At 54.9% G+C, this 22,849-nt stretch carries 21 protein-coding genes; 13 read left to right on the top strand and 8 right to left on the bottom strand.

Annotation, left to right across the window (positions count from 1 at the left end):
* Window positions 1–52 precede the first annotated feature (52 nt).
* The 6 genes from QTL96_RS13105 (at window position 53) to QTL96_RS13080 (ending at window position 5,848) form a co-directional block, all read left to right on the top strand.
* Window positions 53–1,489 carry a sulfatase-like hydrolase/transferase gene (locus QTL96_RS13105; protein WP_289727961.1) on the top strand — a complete coding sequence of 479 codons (1,437 nt, stop codon included), beginning with the start codon at window positions 53–55 and terminating at the stop codon, window positions 1,487–1,489.
* The gene (locus QTL96_RS13100) at window positions 1,486–2,460 is read left to right on the top strand and encodes a formylglycine-generating enzyme family protein (protein ID WP_289727960.1); all 975 of its coding nucleotides are present in this window, start codon (window positions 1,486–1,488) and stop codon (window positions 2,458–2,460) included. The genes QTL96_RS13105 and QTL96_RS13100 overlap by 4 nt, the downstream gene beginning before the upstream one ends.
* Complete coding sequence (locus tag QTL96_RS13095) at window positions 2,457–3,257, top strand: ABC transporter permease (RefSeq protein ID WP_289727959.1); 801 nt, start codon at window positions 2,457–2,459, stop codon at window positions 3,255–3,257. Before QTL96_RS13100 ends, QTL96_RS13095 begins: the two co-directional genes overlap by 4 nt.
* On the top strand, window positions 3,254–4,024 hold the full coding sequence (locus tag QTL96_RS13090; protein ID WP_289727958.1) for an ABC transporter ATP-binding protein: 771 nt from the start codon (window positions 3,254–3,256) through the stop codon (window positions 4,022–4,024). The genes QTL96_RS13095 and QTL96_RS13090 overlap by 4 nt, the downstream gene beginning before the upstream one ends.
* 34 nt (window positions 4,025–4,058) lie before the next feature.
* Entirely contained in the window at window positions 4,059–5,042 is a 984-nt protein-coding gene (locus QTL96_RS13085) for an aliphatic sulfonate ABC transporter substrate-binding protein (RefSeq protein WP_289727957.1), read from the top strand.
* Between the two features lie 167 nt (window positions 5,043–5,209).
* Window positions 5,210–5,848, top strand: a complete 639-nt coding sequence (locus tag QTL96_RS13080; RefSeq protein WP_289727956.1) for a L,D-transpeptidase — start codon at window positions 5,210–5,212, stop codon at window positions 5,846–5,848.
* A gap of 76 nt (window positions 5,849–5,924) precedes the next feature.
* Here the strand turns inward: QTL96_RS13080 and QTL96_RS13075 are convergent, their stop codons facing one another.
* Together QTL96_RS13075 and QTL96_RS13070 are read right to left on the bottom strand one after the other, a co-directional pair.
* Window positions 5,925–6,497: a flavin reductase family protein gene (locus QTL96_RS13075; RefSeq protein WP_289727955.1), complete on the bottom strand. Its 573-nt coding sequence runs from the start codon at window positions 6,495–6,497 to the stop codon at window positions 5,925–5,927.
* Window positions 6,498–7,423: 926 nt separating this feature from the next.
* Window positions 7,424–7,867: a hypothetical protein gene (locus tag QTL96_RS13070; protein ID WP_289727954.1), complete on the bottom strand. Its 444-nt coding sequence runs from the start codon at window positions 7,865–7,867 to the stop codon at window positions 7,424–7,426.
* Window positions 7,868–8,044: 177 nt separating this feature from the next.
* Here QTL96_RS13070 and QTL96_RS13065 point away from each other — a divergent pair, with 177 nt between their 5' ends.
* Together QTL96_RS13065 and rnk are read left to right on the top strand one after the other, a co-directional pair.
* On the top strand, window positions 8,045–9,163 hold the full coding sequence (locus QTL96_RS13065; RefSeq protein WP_289727953.1) for a metallophosphoesterase: 1,119 nt from the start codon (window positions 8,045–8,047) through the stop codon (window positions 9,161–9,163).
* A 249-nt stretch (window positions 9,164–9,412) separates the two neighbouring features.
* Window positions 9,413–9,817 (top strand): nucleoside diphosphate kinase regulator, encoded by a 405-nt coding sequence (gene rnk / locus QTL96_RS13060; protein WP_289727952.1) that lies wholly within the window; start codon window positions 9,413–9,415, stop codon window positions 9,815–9,817.
* A 55-nt stretch (window positions 9,818–9,872) separates the two neighbouring features.
* Here the strand turns inward: rnk and QTL96_RS13055 are convergent, their stop codons facing one another.
* Window positions 9,873–10,565 carry an alpha/beta hydrolase gene (locus tag QTL96_RS13055; RefSeq protein WP_289727951.1) on the bottom strand — a complete coding sequence of 231 codons (693 nt, stop codon included), beginning with the start codon at window positions 10,563–10,565 and terminating at the stop codon, window positions 9,873–9,875.
* Window positions 10,566–11,235: 670 nt separating this feature from the next.
* Here QTL96_RS13055 and QTL96_RS13050 point away from each other — a divergent pair.
* The 5 genes from QTL96_RS13050 to QTL96_RS13030 all read left to right on the top strand — a co-directional run bounded on the left by QTL96_RS13050 (window position 11,236) and on the right by QTL96_RS13030 (window position 17,583).
* Window positions 11,236–12,069, top strand: coding sequence for an FkbM family methyltransferase (locus QTL96_RS13050; protein ID WP_289727950.1), 834 nt, complete (start codon window positions 11,236–11,238; stop codon window positions 12,067–12,069).
* A 405-nt stretch (window positions 12,070–12,474) separates the two neighbouring features.
* On the top strand, window positions 12,475–13,509 hold the full coding sequence (locus QTL96_RS13045; protein WP_289727949.1) for a glycosyltransferase family 2 protein: 1,035 nt from the start codon (window positions 12,475–12,477) through the stop codon (window positions 13,507–13,509).
* Entirely contained in the window at window positions 13,509–14,951 is a 1,443-nt protein-coding gene (locus QTL96_RS13040) for a flippase (protein WP_289727948.1), read from the top strand. The genes QTL96_RS13045 and QTL96_RS13040 overlap by 1 nt, the downstream gene beginning before the upstream one ends.
* 145 nt (window positions 14,952–15,096) lie before the next feature.
* Entirely contained in the window at window positions 15,097–16,521 is a 1,425-nt protein-coding gene (locus tag QTL96_RS13035) for a hypothetical protein (RefSeq protein WP_289727947.1), read from the top strand.
* A gap of 369 nt (window positions 16,522–16,890) precedes the next feature.
* The gene (locus QTL96_RS13030) at window positions 16,891–17,583 is read left to right on the top strand and encodes a class I SAM-dependent methyltransferase (RefSeq protein WP_289727946.1); all 693 of its coding nucleotides are present in this window, start codon (window positions 16,891–16,893) and stop codon (window positions 17,581–17,583) included.
* A 61-nt stretch (window positions 17,584–17,644) separates the two neighbouring features.
* On the opposite strand, the gene QTL96_RS13025 is transcribed toward QTL96_RS13030, so the two are convergent.
* The 5 genes from QTL96_RS13025 to QTL96_RS13005 form a co-directional block, all read right to left on the bottom strand.
* On the bottom strand, window positions 17,645–18,571 hold the full coding sequence (locus tag QTL96_RS13025; RefSeq protein WP_289727945.1) for a family 16 glycosylhydrolase: 927 nt from the start codon (window positions 18,569–18,571) through the stop codon (window positions 17,645–17,647).
* A gap of 24 nt (window positions 18,572–18,595) precedes the next feature.
* Window positions 18,596–19,735, bottom strand: a complete 1,140-nt coding sequence (locus QTL96_RS13020; RefSeq protein ID WP_289727944.1) for a glycosyltransferase — start codon at window positions 19,733–19,735, stop codon at window positions 18,596–18,598.
* A gap of 164 nt (window positions 19,736–19,899) precedes the next feature.
* A complete protein-coding gene (locus QTL96_RS13015) occupies window positions 19,900–20,187 on the bottom strand; it encodes a hypothetical protein (RefSeq protein ID WP_289727943.1) in 288 nt (95 codons plus the stop codon).
* Between the two features lie 109 nt (window positions 20,188–20,296).
* Window positions 20,297–21,613: a polysaccharide biosynthesis/export family protein gene (locus tag QTL96_RS13010; RefSeq protein ID WP_289727942.1), complete on the bottom strand. Its 1,317-nt coding sequence runs from the start codon at window positions 21,611–21,613 to the stop codon at window positions 20,297–20,299.
* A gap of 34 nt (window positions 21,614–21,647) precedes the next feature.
* Complete coding sequence (locus QTL96_RS13005) at window positions 21,648–22,718, bottom strand: glycosyltransferase (protein WP_289728153.1); 1,071 nt, start codon at window positions 22,716–22,718, stop codon at window positions 21,648–21,650.
* Window positions 22,719–22,849 lie beyond the last annotated feature (131 nt).

Genomic DNA, 22,849 nt, shown 5'->3' with positions numbered 1-22,849 from the left:
TTGGTGGCGTGAAACTCCGCCGACTTGGTAGGAGAAAAACGGGAGGCCGCCATTGGCGAACAAGCCCAATATCATTTTGATCATGACCGATCAGCAGCGGTACGATTCGATCGCAGCGCTCGGCTTTCCATATGCCATCACCCCCAATCTCGATGCGCTGGTTGAAAAGGGTGTGACCTTTACGAACTGCCATATAACGGCACCAAGCTGCGTTCCGTCCCGCGCCAGCCTCTTCACGGGCTATTACCCGCACACAACAGGCGTCCTGGCGAACGGTCAGCGTTGGCAGCATACCTGGGTCGAGCAATTGCGAGATGCAGGCTATCGCTGCGTCAACGTAGGCAAGATGCACACCATTCCTTATGATGCGGATTCCGGGTTTCACGAGCGTTACGTCGTTGAGAACAAGGACCGGTACATGGAAGGCCGGTGGTACTTCGACGAATGGGACAAGGCGCTCGCCGCAAACGGCCTGGTAAAGCAGCAGCGGGAGACCTATCGTGAGCGGGACGACTATGCTGAACGCCTTGGCTGCTTCGATTGGGAGCTGCCAGAGCAACTTCATTCGGATGCGTTTGTCGGAAACATGGCAAAGTGGTGGGTCAACACCTATCCGGTGACGCAGCCGTTGTTCCTCCAGGTCGGGTTCCCCGGTCCCCACCCTCCATTCGACCCGCCGGCGCGCTATTCCGAACCATTCCTGAAGCGAAATGACCTGCCTCTTCCCAAGCCAACCAAGGAAGAACTCGCATCCCTCCACCAGGAACTGAAGGACAAGCGGCTGCATGATGTCGAAGTCGATCACGACTCCGTCTTGTGGAGCCTTGATCCGACACCTGACCAGATGCACCGTCTGTGGGCTCACTACCTTGGAAACGTGACGCTTATCGACGAGAAAATCGGCGAGTTGCTCGAAGCTCTCAATGAACGCGGCTATCTGGAAGACGCCATCGTCATCTTCACCTCTGATCACGGAGAATGCCTGGGCGAGCATGGGTTGATCCAGAAGTGGTCGATGTATGACATCGTCACCAGGGTACCGACGATTATCTGGTCCACTGCAGGCCGGTTCGAAGGCGGCCGTGCGATCGACGGACTGTGTCAGCTCTTCGATCTCGGGCCGACCATTCTGGAATATGCGGGGTTAACCCCTCCTTCGACATTCGAGGCTGAAAGCCTCAGATCCGCATTGGAAGGTGACGACTGGAAGCCTCGCGCCCACGTCTTTTGCGAACAGATTGGCGACGTGGCAATGGCAGGCGGCGTCGAGTTCATGACGGCAGTTCGCGATCAGCGGTGGAAGCTGGTGCACTTCAAGGGATCGGATGACGGCCAGCTGTTTGATCTCCTGAACGATCCGAAGGAAATCAACAACCTGTGGAACGTTCCTGACTACTTGGATCAAAAACGGGCACTTTTGGATGTGATGCGCGACTGGTTGATCGGCTCGAACTTCAAGACCAGAGACCTGACGGTGGCAAGCCGATGAGCTATTCTTCGTCGATAGCATCGGCATCCAGCAAAGCATCACCGCCTGCGGATATGATCTATATCGTGGGCGGCACATTTGCCATGGGTGAAACCCGCTTTTACCCGGAAGAGGGTCCGGTTCGCAATGTGACCGTGGGCGACTTCTTTATCGACGCCGTGCCGGTTACCAATCGGCAATTCTCCCGCTTTGTCGATGATACCGGATATATGACGACCGCAGAGGTTCCACCCGATCCTGCAGCCTACCCCGGAGCAGATCCGGCAATGCTGGTCGCGGGGTCGCTGGTCTTTAAAGCACCGCGCAATGCGGGCGAGATGCGGTTTTGGGGTGACTGGTGGCACTATGTTCCAGGTGCATGTTGGCACAGGCCCGACGGGGCAGCCGCGCTGACAGACGCTCAGCTTGATCATCCTGTGGTCCATGTTTCCTTCAGCGACGCGAGCGCCTATGCCGACTGGGCGGGAAAGCGCTTGCCCACCGAAGCTGAGTGGGAGTTTGCAGCGCGTGGCGGACTTCCAGGCGCCGCTTATAGCTGGGGCGAAGAATTCGAGCCTGGCAGCCAGGTGATGGCAAACATCTGGAATGGCAACTTCCCGATGGCTGACACTAATGGCAAGCAAGTGGGAACATCGCCGGTCAGATCATATCCAGCGAACGGGTATGGCCTTTTCGACATGATCGGAAACGTTTGGGAGTGGACTGCCGACTACTGGGCAGAACGCCACCCCTCAGCACCGTCGTGCTGCAAGCCGTCGACATCCCAGCGCTCCCCGTCCGAGGCAAGCTTCGATCCGATGCAGCCGAACATCAAGATCGCGCGCAAGGTCCTGAAGGGTGGCTCTCATCTATGTGCCCCAAGCTATTGCAGGCGCTATCGTCCGGCAGCCCGGCAGCCGGAGATGGTCGATAGCGCGACATCGCATCTGGGTTTCCGCTGTGTTGCGCATACCGACAGGAGGTCGCAATGAGTATCGCTGTGAGCTCGCCGATCCCGGCGCCGAGGTCGAGTTTCTTCCGATCCCGCGTGGGGATGGTGGCCATCAACGCAATCAGTATCGTATGTGGAATTGCGGCCTGGTGGATCGTCACCGCTTTTGGTGTTGTCGGATTGCCAACTCCAGCTCAAGTGGCGGTTACGGCCGTCAGTCTTGCTCGGCAAGGGCTGCTATGGTCGGACGCCCTGGCAAGCCTTGCTCGCGTGTTCACCGGATTTGCCCTTGGCATCGCGCTTGCTATTCCCGTTGGCTTCCTGATGGGCTGGTACCGTATCGCGCGCGCTATCATCGAGCCGTACGTCCAGTTCTTTCGCACAATTCCGCCCCTTGCCATCATTCCACTGGCGATCGTCACGCTTGGCATTGAAGAGACGCCGAAGATATTCGTCATCTTCCTCGCTTCATTCCTTTCGAGCGTGGTTGCGACCTATCAGGGCGTCATCAGCGTGGACAAAACGCTGATCAATGCTGCCAGGGTTCTCGGCGCGAACGACTTCACGATCTTCCGGCGGGTCATCGTACCGGCGTCCCTACCCTATATCATGGTCGGCGTGCGTATCGGCCTTGGCTCGTCGTGGGCAACCGTGGTTGCGGCCGAGCTTATTGCCGCTCAGTCGGGGCTCGGGTTCCGCATGCAGCAGGCCCAACTCTACTATGATCTTCCGACGATCTTCGTGAGCCTGATTTCGATCGGCGTTCTCGGTCTCGTCATGGACCGCATCGTCATGGCGATCGATAGCGTCCTCACATCCTGGCAGGAGAAGCTATGACGACGAAGATCTCGTTTCAAAATGTTAGGAAGACGTTTGACATCGCCGGCCAGACGTCTTTCACCGCGCTTGAAGGCCTGTCGCTCGACATTCAAGATGGTGAGTTCATCACGGTGGTGGGCCCCTCCGGCTGTGGCAAATCGACAGCCATGAATATCGCTGCCGGGCTGACGATGCCGTCGAGCGGACAGGTGACGGTCGATGGCATCCCCGTAAAAGGCCCCGGCCCTGAGCGCGGTGTCATTTTCCAGCAGTATGCACTGTTTCCGTGGCTGACCGTTCGACAAAACGTGGAGTTTGGTCTGCAGATCGCGGGCCATCCAAAGGCCGAGCGCGGCAAGATCGCCGATCACTTCATCGATCTGGTGGGACTTTCGGATTTCGCTCATGCCCTGCCGAAAATGCTGTCTGGCGGGATGAAGCAACGCTGCGCAATTGCGCGCGCCTACGCCGTCAACCCAAAGATCCTGCTGATGGACGAGCCTTTCGGTGCCCTGGACGCCCTTACCCGCGTCCAGCTTCAGGATCAGTTGCTGACCATGTGGAGCAAGGAGCGGCGCACGGTGATGTTTATCACCCATGACGTCGACGAAGCTGTCTATCTCGCACGTCGCGTGGTCGTCATGGCAGCGAGGCCTGGCCGCCTGCATAAAATCGTCAACGTCGACCTGCCCTACCCCCGCACCGAGGAGATGCGCCTGTCGCCGGCTTTTTCGGAGCTACGAAACGAGGTCTGGCGTGCCGTCTATCATCCAGTCGCCGCATAGATCGAACAAAGCATCATCAGTTGTCTAAGGAGGAATGAACATGCTGACGAAACGAACTTTATTGAAGTCGGCTGCCGGCATTGCCGCTGCCAGTGTCTTTTCTATCGGCGGACGGGCAAGTGCCCAGTCTTCCGATATGAGCATTGGTTACATCGCCGATTTTCCAAATGCGAGTGTGCTGGCGATTGCCAAGGATCAGAAGCTGTGGGAAGCGGAAGGCATTGAGCCTTCTGTGAAGGTTTTCACAAATGGCCCGATCCAGATCCAGGCAATGGGCGCAGGTAGCTTGAACTTCGGCACGATTGGTCCCGGTGCCCTTTGGCTGCCAGCAAGTGGCAAGGCGAAGGTGGTCGGCGTCAACGATATCGGCTTCTCAGACCGCGTTATCGTTCAATCGACGATCAGTTCGATCGCAGAGCTTAAGGGCAAGAAGGTCGGTGTGCCGCAGGGAACGTCCGGCGACATGATCTTGCGAATGGCTCTTGCCAAGAATGGCATGACGATCTCCGACATCCAGATGGTTCCCATGGATCCGTCGACGATCGTTGCGGCATTCACGTCGAAGCAGATCGAGGCTGCCGGCATCTGGTACCCACTGATTGATACGATCAAGCCAAGGGTTCCAGACATGAAGGAGCTTGCTTCCAACGAGGACTTTTATCCGCAGACGTCGTTCATCAATACCTTCGTGGCTCGAAATGAAATCGTCGAGCAGAACCCCGATGTCGTCAAGAAATTCCTCCGTGTCATGAAGAAGGCAATGGACTACCGGGTTGCCAATCTCGACCACTCGATCGAGCTGACCACGTCTTTCCTGAATGCGCCGAGGGAAGTGACGGAGAAGGTCGCCAGAAGTCGGAAGATGCTGACAAGTCAGGAGTTGGACACGTTCACGAAGGACGGGACGGTCAATAAATGGCTGACCGACTTCAATAAGATGTTTCGGGATTTCGGGACGGTGAAGGATCCGCTGTCGCCTGAGAAGTACTTCACAGCAGACCTGTTTACAACTGCCTGATACCGCTTCTGCCCGCCGTATGATTCCGACGGCGGGCTTTCACCACGTCTCCGGCCGTGCATATGGCCGGCCGGCTCCGGTGCCCACTGCGCCCGCTACATTCAATGACCGTCATAGTGCCGCCACAGAGTTCAGACCAATCATCCAAATACACTGGATGGGCACGCATGAAACGATTGGCCTTCATACTCTCGATTGTCCTGCTCACCGCGGTTCACGCCGGAGCACAAGTCTATGTCCCCTATGATGGGTATGACGACCCCGGTGGATACAGCTACGACGATCCATATGGGTCCTATCCCCCTCCTCCTTACGACGAGCAGGAACCGCGATATCAAGGACCGCCGTATGACGAGCCTCGCTACCAGGCGCCATACCGACAGCCTCAACAGCCCACCGTCCGTGCGTCTGGCGGCACGATCACGATTACAACCCACCAGCACACGCTGGTCTACACAACGTCACAAGGCGAGGAATTCGCATACCCGATTGCTGTGGGCCGACAAGGCAAGCAATGGTTCGGAACGACGCGTGTGGTCTCAAAGAAAGAGCACCCGGAATGGCGCCCGACGGCCAGCATGAGGGCAAAGAACCCGAGACTTCCGGCGGTCGTGAAAGCAGGCCCCCAAAACCCGCTTGGAACCCGTGCAATCTATCTGGCGGATGGTTTGTTACGCATCCACGGGACCAATGATCCCTCCTCCATCGGAACAAACGCTTCAAGCGGTTGCTTTCGAATGTACCAGCAGGATGTTGAGGAGCTCTACGAGATGGTTCAACCGGGAACGCGGGTTATCGTCAGGTAACTCACGCGTCAACCGTCAGACGACGTCGCGTCCCAACTACCAGCCGTCGGCGGCACCCCACGCCGTGTGACCACTGTTAGCCAGCGCTCATCGCTTCGCCGATTGCATAGTAATGTCCACCTGCGACGTGGTGTATTGTCCGCCATTTCGGATCAGCCGTCTCAAAATGCCAGCGTCCGTCCCTGAATACTCTGTCATCTGCCCAGGCCGCAGAAACCTCCCCGACGAACAGGTCGTAGGCATCCTGAATGTGGGGTTCGGGTACGAGCTGACACTTAAGCCAAGCCGAGCAGCCCTCAACGAAAGGAATGGTTGAACCCGGCACTTCAAAAAGCCGGACACCGGCATTGATCAATTTGTCCGGTGCATCATGCATGCTTTGCGTGCCGAGGGCCTGTGCCAGGTCGAGCTGCGCGACGGTCGGAAGCTGCACCACAAACTGGCCACTGCGTTCGATGAGCGAGCGGGTATGAGCACTCTTGTCGATAACGATCGTGAGTTTCGGTGGGTCGAAATCGAGACCGCAACACCAAGCTGCTGTCATGACATTTTCAACACCATCGTGTCGCGCCGAAACCAGCACTGTCGGTCCATGATTGACAAGCCGATACGCTCTGGACAGGTCAACTGATTGGAAATGGTCGTTCACAGGCGCCCCACAGATTGATGGATATGGGCGCTATAGCAGACGCAAGCGAAAGCGGAAATCGCACCTCTCCATAGAGACCTGTGACGAAAGGTTGTTGTCGCGCTACGAATTCCTATCCTAAGGCGCAAGAGCTCGTCTTTAATATCGCTGAGGTTGATTTTAACATGAAGAAAATCTTCCCTGCTCTCCTTGGAGGCCTCTCCGCTGGCGTCGCAGCCTGGCTCGCTCAAGACCTTGGTCTGTCTCATTGGGCCGCCGCCATTTCCGGCGCGAGCGGTGCTTTTCTTGGCGTCGCCATCGCGCACGCTATGTCATGACGGATCCGTTCCGCTCCCTCGGTTTGGACTTCGATGCATAGGCGCTGACCCAAGTCCGACACCCATAGCTGAAGCGTCACCGGGAAGACGTTAGCAACGAGACACTCCTCGACCGCCAGGTGCGCGCCGCCTCCTTGGACACTGGTCAGGAGTTGGCAGGGAAGACTTTCAAAGGCATTGATGAAAGCCCAACGCGATGCGCATCGCCCAACTGCGCCGCCTCGGATGCAGCGACTGCATAGCTGCAATGCACAATAAATGTTTTCCAAATGGTCAAAAATCAAGCAAAACGATCACAGCTGATGCGCACGACGGTCTACTCCCAGTTCCGTTGCAGCAGCTGTTCCCCTCTGGAGGTCCATTGACCTTCACACTTTATGGGCCGCGGTGACGCTGGCCCATTTTTTTATCGACGCGTTTGGGGTGCGACGTTGACTAGCGCGATAGGCGCTGCTCGTCGTCGACGAGGATTCCCCAAGGGTGTGGATGGACCGGCGAGCCAAGATTTCGAACTATTGAACAAACTGCTTGGAGCGCGTTTACCGCAGTTGGGCCGTCAAAAGTCCTTCGCCACTCTGCGTTTATACTCCTATATTTTACCAATGAAGTTCAATCGGTTATCGCCTTCCCTTCATAACGCACACGAAAATTTCTTCGTTGGAAGTCGTCTGCGAAGCAGACGAACACCAGCTCAAGATCGTGTTCAGTATCTTGTCTGCCAAGGAGACTAAGTGAGGCGACGATCACACCATTGTACCCGCGGGTCAGACGGAAGGCGGCGTTGCGCATCTCATTTACGTCAGGATCTTCGCGCACTTCGTGACGGTCATAGATAATCCAGAACCGAGCTACGTCCCAAGTCAGCCGCAGCATTTCCTTGACCTGCTCGAGAAACTCTCCGGCGCTCATCGAGGGCGCCCAAGACAACGTCGTCTCGCCAGCGTCACTTACGGCATTGAAGTAGCCGTCATATGGATATCCTGAAGCGAGCGCCGCGTCGATCGTCGCGAAAGCAGAGTTCTCTGTGATCGTCGTCTTGAAGAGGATTGCCATGGAATCGGTACTGAAATGCAAGGAGATTGTTAGCGCAAGACTACATGCGGTCGATACCGGGAGCAACGGGGCTCCCGCCCATCAACGGCGGAACATTGCCCTTGTCTTTGAAGGGACCAAGCGCCACTTGTCCATCCTGCCTCTCTGGCTCACCCCATCGCTCTCGATAGGCTCATAATGTTTCACATAGTCTTCGGGCTGCCCTGGATCGTCATCACTTTACGTTTCATCATGCCGCTGCCATGGGCATGGCCCCTCAAGATAGTCATCGCGGGCCTGCTGCTGATTGCATCTCAATACCATTTGATCAGTCGAATTTCCTCAGGGTCGGTCTTCTCGCCTGAATTTCCGCGCGCTCTGGTTATCGGCTTTAACGTGCTCTTCGGCGCGATCGTTATGCTCGCACTGTTCCAGATTGCCCTCGACATTATTACGCTCGGCGTTGCCCTCGTTAAGCGAACCTCCCCGTCCGTCTCATCTGAGGTCCGGTATGCATTAGGGATTGTCGCGCTTGGTCTCTCCGGCTTTGCAGTCACTCAAGCCGTGCGCCTTCCCCCGCTCAAGGCTATCGAAGTCGCGATCCCGAACCTCCCATCGAACTTCGAAGGCTATCGGGTACTGCAACTGACCGATCTCCACATCAGTCGTTTGTTCCCCAGATCCTGGGCTGAGGAAGTGGTGAAGCGATCAAATGCGCTCCAGCCGGACCTTACGCTTGTCACCGGAGACTTCATCGATGGCAGTCTTGACGCTCGCCGAGAGGATATTGCACCAATCGCGGGGCTCAAAGCACGTGACGGCGTTCTCGCGATACCTGGAAACCATGAATACTACTTCGGCTACGCGGGATGGATGAAGCATGACACGGAGATGGGGATCCGCATGCTCCTCAATCAACACGCCGTCATCGAACGCGGCGGACAAAGAATTGTCGTTGCTGGTGTGACCGATCTCGCGGCTCTCGGCACGACTTTCCCAAGACCTGATCTCGATAGAGCACTGAACGGAGCGCCAGCCGGGGCGCCGATCATCCTGATGGAGCATCAACCGCGGATGGCAAAAAGGTCGGCAGCGAGAGGCGTGGCACTCCAGCTTTCCGGCCACACTCATGGAGGCATGGTCCGCGGCTTGGATCTTCTCGTTGCCCGCGCGAACGATGGCTATTTCTCCGGCTTGTACCAAGTCGGAGACATGAAGCTTTACGTCAACAACGGCACCGGTCTTTGGCCAGGGTTCGCTCTCCGCCTGGGTAGACCGTCAGAGTTGACTGTCATCACTTTGCGCCGGGCATTGTAGTTCGCACTCACGTCTTGACTGCCGCGCCAGTCAAGACGATGCTTGTCTCATGCTGATAACGCGTCTCCATATGGTCTTGAAGAAAGCCGTCCTCATCGCAGGACCTTGACCCCCGGCTTGGTCGCGTCGCGCCTGCCGAGGGGCGCGCGTTTCGATTGTTGAATCGGACTACGCAGAGCGACAGAAATCCCAGCTATCCTCGAATTCACGCTGCAAAGCATGCCGCCAAGACCATCTAGGAGTACCCGCATGGCATCGAAGACCACGCGCAAACCCGCGATCTCAATTGCTCGCTCGGAGCATCAACGCCTTGTGAAATTGGCCGAGAGCCAAGCCACTCGCAACCCGGAAGTGTCCGAAGTGCTCTTAGTAGAACTCGAACGAGCCCATATCGTTGACGACGTAAAGCTGCGAGCCGGCGTTGTGCGTATGGGATCGACGTTGCGATACACCAGCGACCTCGGCGAGGACAGGCAGGTCACTCTCGTCTACCCTGGTCAAGCCGACATAGCAGAAGGGAAAATATCCATCCTCACGCCTATCGGTGCTGCGCTCATTGGCTTGTCATCCGGCCAGTCCATCGACTGGACTGCTCGCGACGGCCGGGTGCACAGGCTTAAGGTGGAAACCGTCGTCCAGCAAGCAACGTCTTAACTCCAATATAACACTTCGCGCCGTCTGCCTTGGACGGCGCGAAGAGCGGTCGTTGTCAAGACTGCGACTGGACCGTGTCTGCTGCGTCTTTGATGACCTTGTAGACAACTTCAGGCTGGGAGAGCATCGGAACATGGCTGCTGGAAAGGACAGTTGTCTTTGCTTTCATCCTTTCGGCCAAAAAGTGCTGAAGATCCGGATGAACCGTCCGGTCTTCGGAACCGAGAATGTAATATGTCGGCTTCGACTTCCATGCCGCACCTCGCACGGGCTCCTCGAACAGGTTCGCCAATGGCGCCATCTGAGCGGCCCAGACGAGCCTCTGTTCAGCCTCAGGAATATCGCCTGCAAAATCCTTCAAGCCCGATTGGCGCAGAAAGATCCGTCCATCCACCACCTCAACGTGGTCGAAGATTGGCGTTTTTGGATATTTGCTCTGGTCGAGCTGTGACGGCTCGCCATCCTCCGGGGCGAGCGCACAGATATAGACCAAGGCAGAAACCCTCGGATCAATCCCTGCGGCAGTGATCACGCTCCCTCCGTATGAATGGCCGACGAGGATCGCCCGCCCTTTCGCGCGATTGAGCGACGTGCTGACCGCCGACGCGTCATCGGCCACGGTGTTTAGAAGGTTTTGGGTTGAGATGACCTCGTAACCGTCAGCGATCAAAAGATTGATGACCTTACTGAAGCACGACCCGTCGGCCCAAAGGCCGTGGGCGAAGACAATGCTTGGCTTCTCGGACATGCGGTTCTCCTATGACGTTTCCATTAAGGCTCTCATTGCCCAGCGTTAGACGTGCAATTTGACGGAAAGTCGCGGCCGGATGACCTGTCCGGGATGCTCGTTAACAACGCACGCTGCCGGCAACTGCTTGCACATGACCCCAAGGAAGTAGAGCGCGAACCCAATACAGCAACAGGACCGTCGGCAGCGGTACGGCCGATCTAACCGAGGACCTCTTGCCCGAAGCACGAGCGCTGTGCGCAAGGCGCGGTCACGTCTATATGAAGGAGGCTCACCTCGAGTGGCGCTGCGGCTGGAAACCAGTTGGGCTGTCCACTCGACTGCAGGTCCGTCTACGTCATGTGGGGCCCGCCGAACCACGACTTTTTGGGTTGCAGGCGGCCGGCTTAAAGCACGTGCCGCGCTGGCAAGTCGCATTGGTGAGCTCCTTTATCCGCCGTCCGCTGACGCCTTAACGTCGAGACGCATCGCCGCGACCACGCGACAGAGGTCATTCCAACAGCTACTTGCTCATAGAGCAAGGCAGTACATTGCCGTTTTATGGCGGCGTAACCTTCACAAATTTACTTTGATTCGCGACGGTTTCTGCCGGATACTCTTCAAAATATCTTTTCTAACTTCATGAATACGAGCCTGCAAAACCTCACAAACGCCGGAGGATACGTATTTTATGTTTGATATGAGAAAATTTGCTCTTTCCGTAATGGTCTCGCCTTTGAAAAGGGTGCTCACCAACACTGCTGTGCAGAAAATGCTCTTCAATGCCATACGATTAAATCGGCCGCAGATTGCGGATCTCATCCTGAACGAGGATGCTCGTTTCCTCAGCTACTGTCTCGCTAGGCGAACTTGGTCTAGGGCGCAGATCTTGCAGGATTTGTGGGTGTGTTTCGAACTTGGGGAAGTCCACGGAGGGTATTTTGTGGAGTTTGGGTCAACGAATGGATTGAAGAACAGCAACACGTGGCTCCTTGAAACGAAGTTTGGGTGGTCAGGTATACTGGCCGAGCCCAACCCCGTCTGGCATCTGGAATTGGCATCGAACAGAATAGCTCACATCGACCATCGGTGCGTCTCATCGAAATCGAAAACCACTGTGACGTTCCTGACGACCGATTCTTCGGATCCTGAATTGAGCTCGATCGCTGAGTTTTCCCAAGATGATCATTTTTCCGATATCCGTAGTCACGGAGCGGCAATTGAGGTCGAGACGATATCGCTGGAGGATCTCTTGAACACGTATGACGCACCTGAAGTCATAAACTACCTGTCTATCGACACAGAAGGCAGCGAACTGGACATCCTCTCTGCCTATGGCTTCGAGCGTCGTTTTGATCTCATTTCAGTTGAGAATAACCCTAAGACAGAGGCAGTGATTGAAGATCTTCTGCAACGACGAGGATATCGAAGAGTATACCGGCAATTCTCTCAATGGGATGGCTGGTACGTGTTCGAGGGGCTGCGACAGAGGCAAACATCCGTTGTTGCAGCTCCAGCGTCTTGATCTTCCAGCGCGGTGACCTGCCCGTCAGCGCAGCCGCGCGGGGGCTTTGGCATCAGGTGCTCCCGGGGCTCTGTTGGGAACCAGCGCGTTGATGCAGGTGCGAACAAGAGATGGCCGGCGCAGCCTGACCATTTTTCGATCCATGGCTCTGCTGATTTGGAAATCCTTCCAGTTGAATGATCCGATGCACAACGAAGCTCAAAGCACTTCTTCACTAGGGTGCGCATTGAGCTGACAAATCACAATGCAGGGGGGGGGCTAGTAGCGCGTATGTGTTCGAGCAATGCAACCTGATACAAACCCATTCGTGCCGTGGATAATCAAAATACAAATGGCGCTATTTACAGCATGATCTCGCGACGATACTGTGAGTAGATCCCAGATCTACTAGGGAGATTCAGCCGCATGCCGAATGTCTCTGTTGTAATGGCGACGTACAACGGCGCTCGCTTCCTGGATGAGCAGCTTGCAAGCCTGCTCCGGCAGACGCTGATGCCATCAGAGCTCATAATTTCCGATGACGGATCGGCTGACGAAACAATTGCGATCGTCCAGAGATTTCAGATGGAAGCGCCTTTTCCGGTCCGCGTAATCCGCAATCCGGAGCGTCTGGGCTACGGTGCGAATTTTCTTAATGCGACCCGTCAAGCGTCGGGCGATTTCATCGCGTTTTGCGACCAGGACGACATCTGGCTTCCAGGTAAACTCGAGGAAGCAGCGAGTGCACTTTCGCGGTATGACTGCGATCTCCATGTCCACACGGCCAAGGTTATTGACGGTATCGGCAGAGAAACCGGGCTGTTCACGCAGTCCATAACGAAGACCGAAATCGTTGGCCCTCTGAGCCTTTCGCCTTGGGGCGTCTTTTACGGGTTCTCGATGGTCTTTCGCAGGGAGTTGTTCGAAGCCATCGATCCAGCGCTCCGGAGCCGTCACACCTTTGAGTTTGATGGGCTACTTTCGCACGATCTGTGGATATACTTCCTTGCGGCGAGCGTCGGTAGAACGATAATGGATTCACAGCCTCTGGTCCTATATCGCCGTCACGCCAGCAATCAAACGCCAAGTATAACGGGCACATTTGTCGATCGGATGGCACGCCGCATTGGCGTGGCGGCTCACCCAATGCTGAGACGCGATGAAATCGCTGAATCTCGATCAGTGGCACTGGAGAAATTGTCGAGCGTTCAGGGACCTAATCGATATAGCGACAAAGCGAAAGTAGCGTCGATTTACTGGCGACGGATCGCCGAACACGAGCGTCAACGGATTGCACTTTACAGCTCCTCAAATACCGCCAAGCGTGCTTTCACGTTTTGCAAGATAATCGCCGGTGGGGGCTATCGACCGATTTCGAATGGCGGGCTGGGATTTCCCCTTTTTGTAAGGGACGGTGTGTCGGGACTGTTGCGACTTCGTCGACAAAGGCCATCGACCTGATGTCGGCCTCCCGGTTACATCATAATGTTCTCTATAACCTCGCGGGCAGCGTGATCCCAATCCTGGCGGCTCTCGTTACGATCCCAATTTACATCAGAACAATTGGTGAGGTGCGCTATGGCCTGTTATCGCTCATATGGCTGGCATTCGGATATTTTGGGATATTCGATCTTGGGCTATCTCGAGCAGCCGCGTATCGGTTGTCCGCGCTTCGAAAGCAGGACCTCTCAGTGAGAGTGAGCGTGTTCTACACCGCCTGCAGTCTCAGCCTTTGCATGGGGGTGTTCGCATGCTTTGTATTCCATCTTATTGCGGTGCCGCTTGCAGAATACTTCACTGTCGATCCGCTGTTGCGCGCTGAGATCCTGCGCGCCCTGCCCTTGATCTCGCTTTTCTTTCCAATCTCATTACTTGGCGGAATATTTGGCGGGTGCCTACAAGCAGAGGAGCGCTTTCTCGTGCTGAACTTGCAACAGTCTGTCGGGTCAATCCTTGTTCAGTGCCTGCCACTCGCTCTGACGTTTTTAATTCGCCCTAGCTTGGAGCTAGCTGTTTTGGGTGCCGTCGTCGCTCGCTTCATCAGCGTTGGCTGGCTGGGCGTTAGCTGCTTCAACTGGGCGCGTGCAGCAGGGCGAATAAAAGCTAGCTTTAGTCACGTGAAAGACCTGTTCGCCTACGGAGGCTGGATTACTTTCTCTGACATGATAGCGCCCTTGCTGAACGGCTTGGACCAGATGATTATTGGCGCAACCCTCGGACCCAGGGCAATCGCACACTATTCAGTGCCTTTCAGTGTGGCATCGAAAATTCTAATTATCCCGGCATCGTTCAACCGCGCCGTTTTCCCGCGTATGTCCGCAATGCATACTAAGGACGCGCGCGAATTGAGTAAGAAAGCTCTTTCGATTGTCGCGCACGTGATGGCGCTGCTCTCGGTGCCAGCAATTATTCTGGTTCAGCCCGCACTCGAAATTTGGATCGGCAAGGATTTTGCCAACGAGGCACATCTGGCAGCTTCAATCCTGATCGTTGGAATGTGGTTCAACAGCATTGGCTACATTCCGTGGACCTTCCTCCAGTCACAGGGTCGGCCCGATGTTGTGGCGAAGATCCATGCTCTTGAACTCCTGCCGTTTGTAGCGATGCTCTATGGCCTGATCTGGTTGTTTGGATTGCCAGGTGCTGCGCTCGCTTGGTGCCTCCGGATTATTCTGGACGTTGCGCTTCAATCTTGGTTTGCGAAGTTTCGCTGGTCAGACGGACGATCTGTGGTGTTTCCAGGGATAATGGTCATCCTTGCGATGCTGGTGACAAGCTTTCATCCAGCGCTGGCGTGGTCACTGATTTCGGCAGGTATGCTATGTTGCGCTGTGACTTTAAAGATGATGCAGGAGGAGGATCTGGTCCTCTACACCAGACCAGAGTTTTGGCGCCGAACTTAAAGGGGATAAAGCCGGTGTCAGCAGCAATACACCCTGCGATCTTCTCACGGTACCCGGTGGCTGCCAGACCAGGTATAGTACGCAGTGTGTTTAAAGCGATCCGTTTTGCAGCAATGGCATGCCAATCGTTCGCGAGTGATTTGCCATGGGCATAGAACCAATTGGGATACTGACGTTAGCACTCGGATTCATCTGCCTTTCAATGGGCCACGAACGAGGGGTTGTCGTATTTATTACGCTCACAGTACTCGGGTCGGCGGCGGCGATTTTGGTCGGCTCAGCTAACGTCCAGCCCGCCCATCTTTTTCTCCTCTTTCTGTCTATCTCTACCTTTTCGCATCCAAAGCGGTTTTCAATGGCCCTCCGTGCGTTGAGGTGTCCACAACCGGGTTTCTGGCTTGCATGTCTCTTATTCTACGGAATAGCCACCGGATACTTTGCGCCGCGTTTGCTTGCGCGCATGTCGGAAATCGTTCCCCTCGGGGCGCCCTATTTCCCATCCACCGACGGGATTTCGCCGTTGGGTCCGGTCTCGAGCAACTTCACGCAAGCTGTTTACCTATCGGCCGACCTCCTTGCCTTCCTTCTTATAAGTGCGATAGGGGCGACGAAGTCTGGCTTTCGAGCGGTGGTAATTGGGCTTATGGCATTCGCTTTCGCCAATGCAGCGTTCGGTTTGTTGGACATGGTAACACATGGAACCTCGGGACAGGATCTCTTCGCCTTCATCCGCAATGCACAGTACACATTCCACGAGAACGAAGAGGTTGCCGGCATTCGACGCGTCGTCGGATCATGGCCAGAGGCCTCGGCACTAGCTGGTATTTCTCTCGGGCCACTAGGTTTCACAGGCACGATGTTAATCTGCGGGCGATTGCGCTTGTGGAGCAGCGTGCTATTTGCGACGTCCGTTTTTCTTGTCTTGCGATCAACGTCATCTGCTGGGCTCCTTGCACTGCCTGTCTGCTTGCTCCTTCTTTACCTAACGGCTCTGTCGCGCTCTGGAGCCGGGGTTGGAAAATCCACAAGCAATGGAATCGTCTTACTCACCCCACTTGCTCTCATCGTCGCCGGTTTGATCCTTGCTCTTGACGAGGCCCTTTACTGGAGAATTTACGACTATGTTGACCTTCTTCTTTTCAGCAAAGCGAACTCGGATTCAGGTCTAACCCGCTCTGCCTGGAATTATTACGGTTACAGGAATTTTCTGGATTCCTTTGGCCTCGGTGTCGGTCTCGGAACCGTCAGAACGTCAAGTTTCCTGGTGGCACTTCTGGCAAATGTGGGTATACCTGGAACGCTGTTCTTTGGGCTATTTACAATGATGTCCCTGATGAAAAAGCTCGATCCAGTCGCAACTTTTGAATCAGATTCCCGCGCGGCCTCTAGAAATGGTTGCCTTTGCCTGCTGGTGGGAGCGTTCATCGTAGGGCCGACGGTCGATCTCGGCCTTCTATTCTTTGTTTTTGCAGGTCTTGTTAGCTCGTCTATTGAAAACGATACAATCGCTTCCCCCGTAAGATATCAGCCGAGGTCCCGTGCGACCTGTAGCAGCGAATTCAAAGGATAACCTCAGCAATTAGCCCTCTCCTCGCCAATGTTGAACGCATTGCCGTTACCTCGAAATAATTACTTCAAAAAACCCAATATTTGCGATTTTCAATTACAAGCGATGCCTAGCGCAGAAACAGTCATACGCAACTTCGTAAAGCGAGCGTCATCAAAAATATCATCTAAAGGACGTCTATAATTCAATATAAGTATGTTCTTAATAATAGACGTTTTTGCAGCGTGTTGCTATCATGTCCGATGTAAGCGATCGTGATCGCTGCCTTTTACCTAATGGGTGTTCCTCGATGTTCCTTGGGCCGCCCCGCCTTTCTGTGTGAGCAACGTCTTCGCCGTGGCTGGCACTAAAGGCTTTTCGCGGAGGTTAGCGTTGCAAAGCATTTATACCTCCAATCAGTACGCTGAGCTGAACCCCACATGGCATGAGGAAGACTCTCCGTGGAAGGCCAAGCAGATCGCCGAAATTATTGCCAGAAACAATCTGACTTTTGAGAGCCTGTGCGAAGTGGGATGCGGTACCGGCGAGATACTGTTAAATCTTAGCCGTTCATATCCTCACGCAAAGTTTGACGGATACGAGGTTGCACCAAACGCTTATCACAGGGCACGCCTGAAGGCGACCGACAATGTTTCGTTCCATTTGAAGGATATTCTCAGCGATCAGACTGCCCGCTATGACGTCCTTGTCGTCGCCGATGTCATCGAGCATGTGGAAGACTACATCTCATTTATCAAGGGACTGCGGCCGCTAGCCCGCTACAAGATCTTTCACATTCCCTTGGACCTTTCGGTCCAGTCGGTAATCAGGGGCTGGCCGATCACCAATCTCCGGCGCAACGTCGGGCATCTCCACTATTTCTTCAAAGAGACCGCGCTGGCTACCCTTTACGACTGCGGATATTCCGTCGTCGATCACATGTATACGGCAAGTCGTATCGAATTGCCGAAGCAAGCCTTCAGCAGCAAATTGATGAGCCTACCAAGAAAGTTGCTTTATCCTCTCAGCCCGGATCTCACAGTCAGGATATTAGGCGGTTACTCTCTGCTCGTATTGGCTGAATGATTTGGAAGCTATTCGCATCGATATGACCGACTGTATCTGCTTGCGGAAACAGTTTGCGAGCTCAACTGTATACGCGGAAGTAGTCAATCCGCATGTGGGTGTGAAGTTGGTCTTCCCTCAGATCCGATGGATAAGGGATGTCTGATCTCATTGCGAGTGTCAGCAAGGGCCAAAAAGTGTCGCCATCCAAATCGAGATTTGCGGACCTGTGAATTGGCCAGTTGGCAGGCTCTCCAGTGCGGGTATCCATGACCGGCTTGCGTTCAAAGTATGGCACACACTTGTTCTCTTCAACGAGGATGCCATAGCGGCGATAGTCTGTCGTCAGATCAACGCCAACAGAAACTCCCGTGCCCTCGTGATGCTCGCCCGGCTGCCCCCACTCATGGAGGTAGCTTCCGTATTGCGATCGTTCCCAGCCCTTATGCTCGACGACATCGAGCTCGATGGACGTCTTTGGATCGAGAATGCTATGGTCATTCATTAGCCAGAAAGCAGGCCACGTCAGTGGATGACTTGGAAACAGCATTCGCGCTTCAAAATATCCCTTTCTCCACCCTTGGGTAACCGTGCCGTCTTTCCTGCCTGTTTGGATGTTTCCCGAGATCCACTGAAATTCGCTGGTGTTGTTTCCGTAGTAGGCCGGCACCGACATTGGTTTCCCAATGTATTTTGCCGAGATCTGAAGTGCCTTGCCGTCTTGCGCTTGCGGGTCATCAACGATGCTGTAAGGGTTAAAGCCTTCTTCGCCTGTTCGTCGGGCGAAGGCCGAGCGTCCGTAGAACCCCGCGTCCCACGTCCCCGCTTTCGGCCCAGCATTCCAGACAGCCCAATCCAGATCTGAGAACGGATCATCGAAAACCAGGCTGCGTGCTGCCGTTGGATCATCAGAATCCGCGAATGCTGGAGCACCAGGATTTGCCCATAAACAGGCTGCGGCAGTAGAAATGAACCCTCGCCTCGATATCAAAGTCAAGCTCATAGGCATTCCCCGGAGGTTAGTTACACGGCACTACCTGGCAGCAGCGCGCAATGCCCTTGCGTGGACGTCTACTACCTGGTCCTCACTGTACTGGTCTATGAAGGACTTGCGGAATTCGGCCGCACCTTTTTCGGCGACCACGTTGTCACAATAATCGATCATCGCATCGACCAGCGAACTTTGTTGATCAGGCTCGACTAGGCGACCAAGCCTTGGATCGACGAGGATGTCGCTTGGTCCAAATTCACAGTCCGTCGAAATGACCGGCAGCCCAAAACGTAACGCCTCACAGATCGCCAGAGACCATCCCTCCCAACGAGAGCTAGAAACATAAATGTCGCTTGCCGACAGCGCTCGCTGGGGGTTGTCCGGATGATGCTCTATGGCAACAACCTCGTGGAGGCCGAGACGGGCGATCTCATTGCGCAAGTCTGCCTCCCCCGAGCCGTGTCCGACGATTTTCAGGCGGACATGCGGGCGTTGAGCATAGACTACCGCAAAGGCGCGAATTAAAATGTCTTGGCCTTTTTGAAATGAGAAGCGCCCGACATTTACAAAGGTAACGAACCCCGGCTCGCCACCGGTCGCCGCCTCGACGCCATCGAATTTTCGCACGGGGTTTGGCACCCAACATTGCGGGGTTTTGCTTGCAAACATTTCACGGAAAGATGCCAGCTGCCGCGGTGAGGTCCCAAAGACATAAGAGGTACGAGCAAGAAAAAAGTTCTTCATTAAGAAAAAGAGTATCTTTGCCTTGAAGTGGCTGCACTCGCGCTTTGGGTTGCCATGGAGATGGACCGCGAAATTCCTGCGGATACCAAGGCATGAAATCATTGCTATGACGGCTGGCTCGATTTGCGGCACGACCACGAGGTCGTAGTGCTTCGCCTTTATGACATCACGAAAAGTCTGCATCAACTGAAGCCTGCCGCGGGGCCGTCGATCGATTGCGTTGTATTCGGTCTTCGTTGGCCTGTTCTCGTGGGTGGAAGTGTAGAGTACCTCCACCTCGAAATCGTCGGCATACTTTTGTGAAAGGCTGCAGCAGATCGTGTCGACGACACGTTCGATGCCGGCGAAAGATTGCGTACCGGGTTGAATATAGAGGATCTTTCGGCGTTGTACCGACGACGAGTTGTTCTGTTCGAAGCTGGCGGCACTCACTCCCATAACAAGGTCCTTTTGGGCCAATGGCAGGGCATCTCGGGACTGGGCAATCTCGTCTTGCGACAATAACCCAATGGTGCATACGCGATTAAATATTGCTGGACGGCGGCGCGGAATGCAAGAATAAATAAACAGCGTGATCGAATTATCGGAGCCCAGTTTGAGCGTTATTCAGACTTGTACTTCGATTGGATTTGTTGGTGAGCACGGCCTTTCTTCGCGCTTCGTACATACAGCACGTAAAATGCGCCGTGGGTAAAAAGATATCCTGCCTCCAGCGCCACGCCAATCACTGCACTCCAGGCAAGGGTATGGATGACTTCCCAGCCCGCAGTGATGCCAATAAAAAAGTACGCCGCGATCACGACGACAACAATCAAGGCGAAAATCAAGACAGGCAGGCGCAGTGCGCAAACCGCACCGATCACAAAGCAAACTGCGATAGCCCAACCCATAGGCTTCTCCGATCTCGCAACCATCAACCAAAAGTTGGGCATATCGGTGACACAGGGAAGCTAAAATTCTCTGAAGGCCAGTCAAGAATCCAGTTGAAACTGCAAACAATCAGTTACTGTCAGACTTGGCCACACCTTTGTCACGCTCCCTTCGGTCTACGCGTATGACGTCGCCCGGAATTACCGGATCATTGTCGCTCACGATCAAGGTCTGATTACTTCCATCGACAACCCTGTTGATAGTTATCTCGAACGCATAGGGCGCGTTGTCTTCTTCCAAGGTGAGCATTGCTGCAGGTGCGCGCACCTCAAGATTTCTCAACAAAGCGCTTGTTGTCTTCAATCGCTTGGCATTCGATGCAAAGCGATCCCGCAACTCCGCCGCTTCCGTAAGAGCAGCGACGCGATAACGATTTTTGACATCCCCGATGTCCTGGTCGACTTTCGCCAGATTTTGTTCTGTTCTTAGGATGGCGAGTGAAACATCGAGGTTGCGGCTCTCCAGATCGGCCACATTTTGGGTGGCGCCAAGCTGGCGGGCCGACACCGTCAAACCTTGTGAAATCAGCTTGTTGACCGAGCCTAGATCTTTGTTGGCAAGAGCGATCTGCTTTGCGATCGATGCAGCTTTCTCTCTAAGGGCGGAAATCTCCTGCGTCGCCAGCACCTTGGATTGGGCAAGGGCATCGATCTCAGTATTCATGGAGCGCCTCCGTGTATCGAACAGCGCGGTTTCCTCATTCATCATGCGATCAATACCTGTTTCGCCTTTGCGCGAAGTAAGTTCATTGGGAAACTCGATCTGGGAGGCCTCCCTGATGGTCGCGTCGACCCGCGACTGACGAGCGATGAGTTCAAATCGCTCGCCTTCAAGCGCGCCAAGTTCGCCACGATCTGAAAGAGCGTCGCGCTGTAAACCGATCATGTTGGAATCTGACTGGCCGATGCCCCCTGCCATGCTGAGGGCCTGAACCACGGTCAGTCCTGGGCTGAAATTATACTTTCCCGGTGTCGTCACCATCCCGGTTACGAAAAGCGGCCGGTACGACGAGATTTCGACCGAGGCTGTCGGTCTCTTTTGCAGTCCGACCTGATTTTGCAGGCGATCGGAAATTGCATTGGAGATTTCTTCCACGGTTTTGCCGGAAGCCTGCATGGTTCCAATGATGGGTAGCGAGAGGTTTCCAGCTGCAGAGACCGCGAACTCTCCATTTAACGGCACCCACTCGAAGGGAACGCCAGTGCTTGGACGCCACTCAAATACTCTGATTTTGACAGCATCTTGGGGCCCCAGCCGGTAGTCCTCAGCTGCGTTCGCAGGCGCATGGCCAATAACGATGGCCACCGAGAGCGAGGCGAAGAGCCTGGCTACTCTCGACCACAGTTGCCGGCGACCTGTTGACTGGGGCAGTGCATCTCCGTACATGCGTTACTCCATATACCCGGGACCATTGTTGGGCTTATGCAGAAACCGCAAGTTCGGTCCCTGTTGCCCGCTCGATGAAATGACGAAATCGGTTGGCGAACACTTCACGCCGAAAATCCGAGGCGCGCGAAACCGCATCGGCAGGATTGAAATCCAGTCTGTCCATTCGCTGAACGGCGTCGGCGATGTCTTCGACAGTCTGCTCCTTGAAAAACACACCTGTCTTGTTGGCGATCACAGTTTCGGTGGCGCCTCCGCGCCCGTAGGCGATGACTGGCCGGCCGCTCGCCATGGCCTCCACTGGCACGATCCCGAAATCCTCCTCGCCTGGAAAAATCAGGGCCTTGCAGCGGGCATAATGGTACTTCAGAGCCTCGAACGGCTGAGAGCCGAGGATTGTCACAGTAGGGCCTGCGATATGCTTGAGATGTTCGAGCATTTCTCCGCCACCAATGACAACCAGCTTCATCTTCAGACGATTAAACGCTTCGACAGCGAGCTCCGGTCTCTTGTAACTAACAAGCTCACCGACCATCAGGTGGTAGTCACCGAGCTCCGATGGCGCAACAGAACCAAAAGCCGAGGTGTCGACAGGCGGATGTATAATCGACGCCTCACGACGATAGTAACTGCGAATGCGATGGGCGACGGTCGTTGAATTGGCAACGAAATCATCGACTCGGTTTGCTGTCGCGACGTCCCAAGTCCTTAGATAGTGGGCAAGCGGCGGCATCATCATACGCGTCATCAAGCCGGAACTGTCGTAGTACCTGTTATACATGTTCCAGATGTAGCGCATAGGCGAGTGACAGTAGCATATGTGTAGCGCCGGTGACGTGGGGATGATCCCTTTGGCAGGTCCAGACTCGCTGCTAATGACAAGGTCGTAGGCGCTAAGATCGATTTGCTCGAGTGCCATCGGCATCAGCGGCAGGTATCGCTTGTACATTTTGCTCGCGTAGGGCAGCTTCCCGATGAAAGTGGTTTCGATCCGATGCGATTTCAGGGCGTCGGAAATAGCACGTAGATCGCATACGTGCGTATAGATGTCGGCGTCCGGGAAGATATCGCACAGCGCTTCGAGGACCTTTTCGCCGCCGCGCATCCCCACCAGCCAATAATGTATGATTGCTACACGCACGCGACACCCCACAAAATACATATCCGGAATTGCAGCGTGTAAAGCGGTACAAAAGTACTTTATGCCTATGATATATTCTGGCTGAGGTTGTATCC

The sequence above is a fragment of the Rhizobium sp. S163 genome (assembly GCF_030380805.1).
Lineage (GTDB): Bacteria > Pseudomonadota > Alphaproteobacteria > Rhizobiales > Rhizobiaceae > Rhizobium.
The sequence above is the reverse complement of the archived record's forward strand: the minus strand, read 5'-3'. Positions and strand labels throughout refer to the sequence as shown.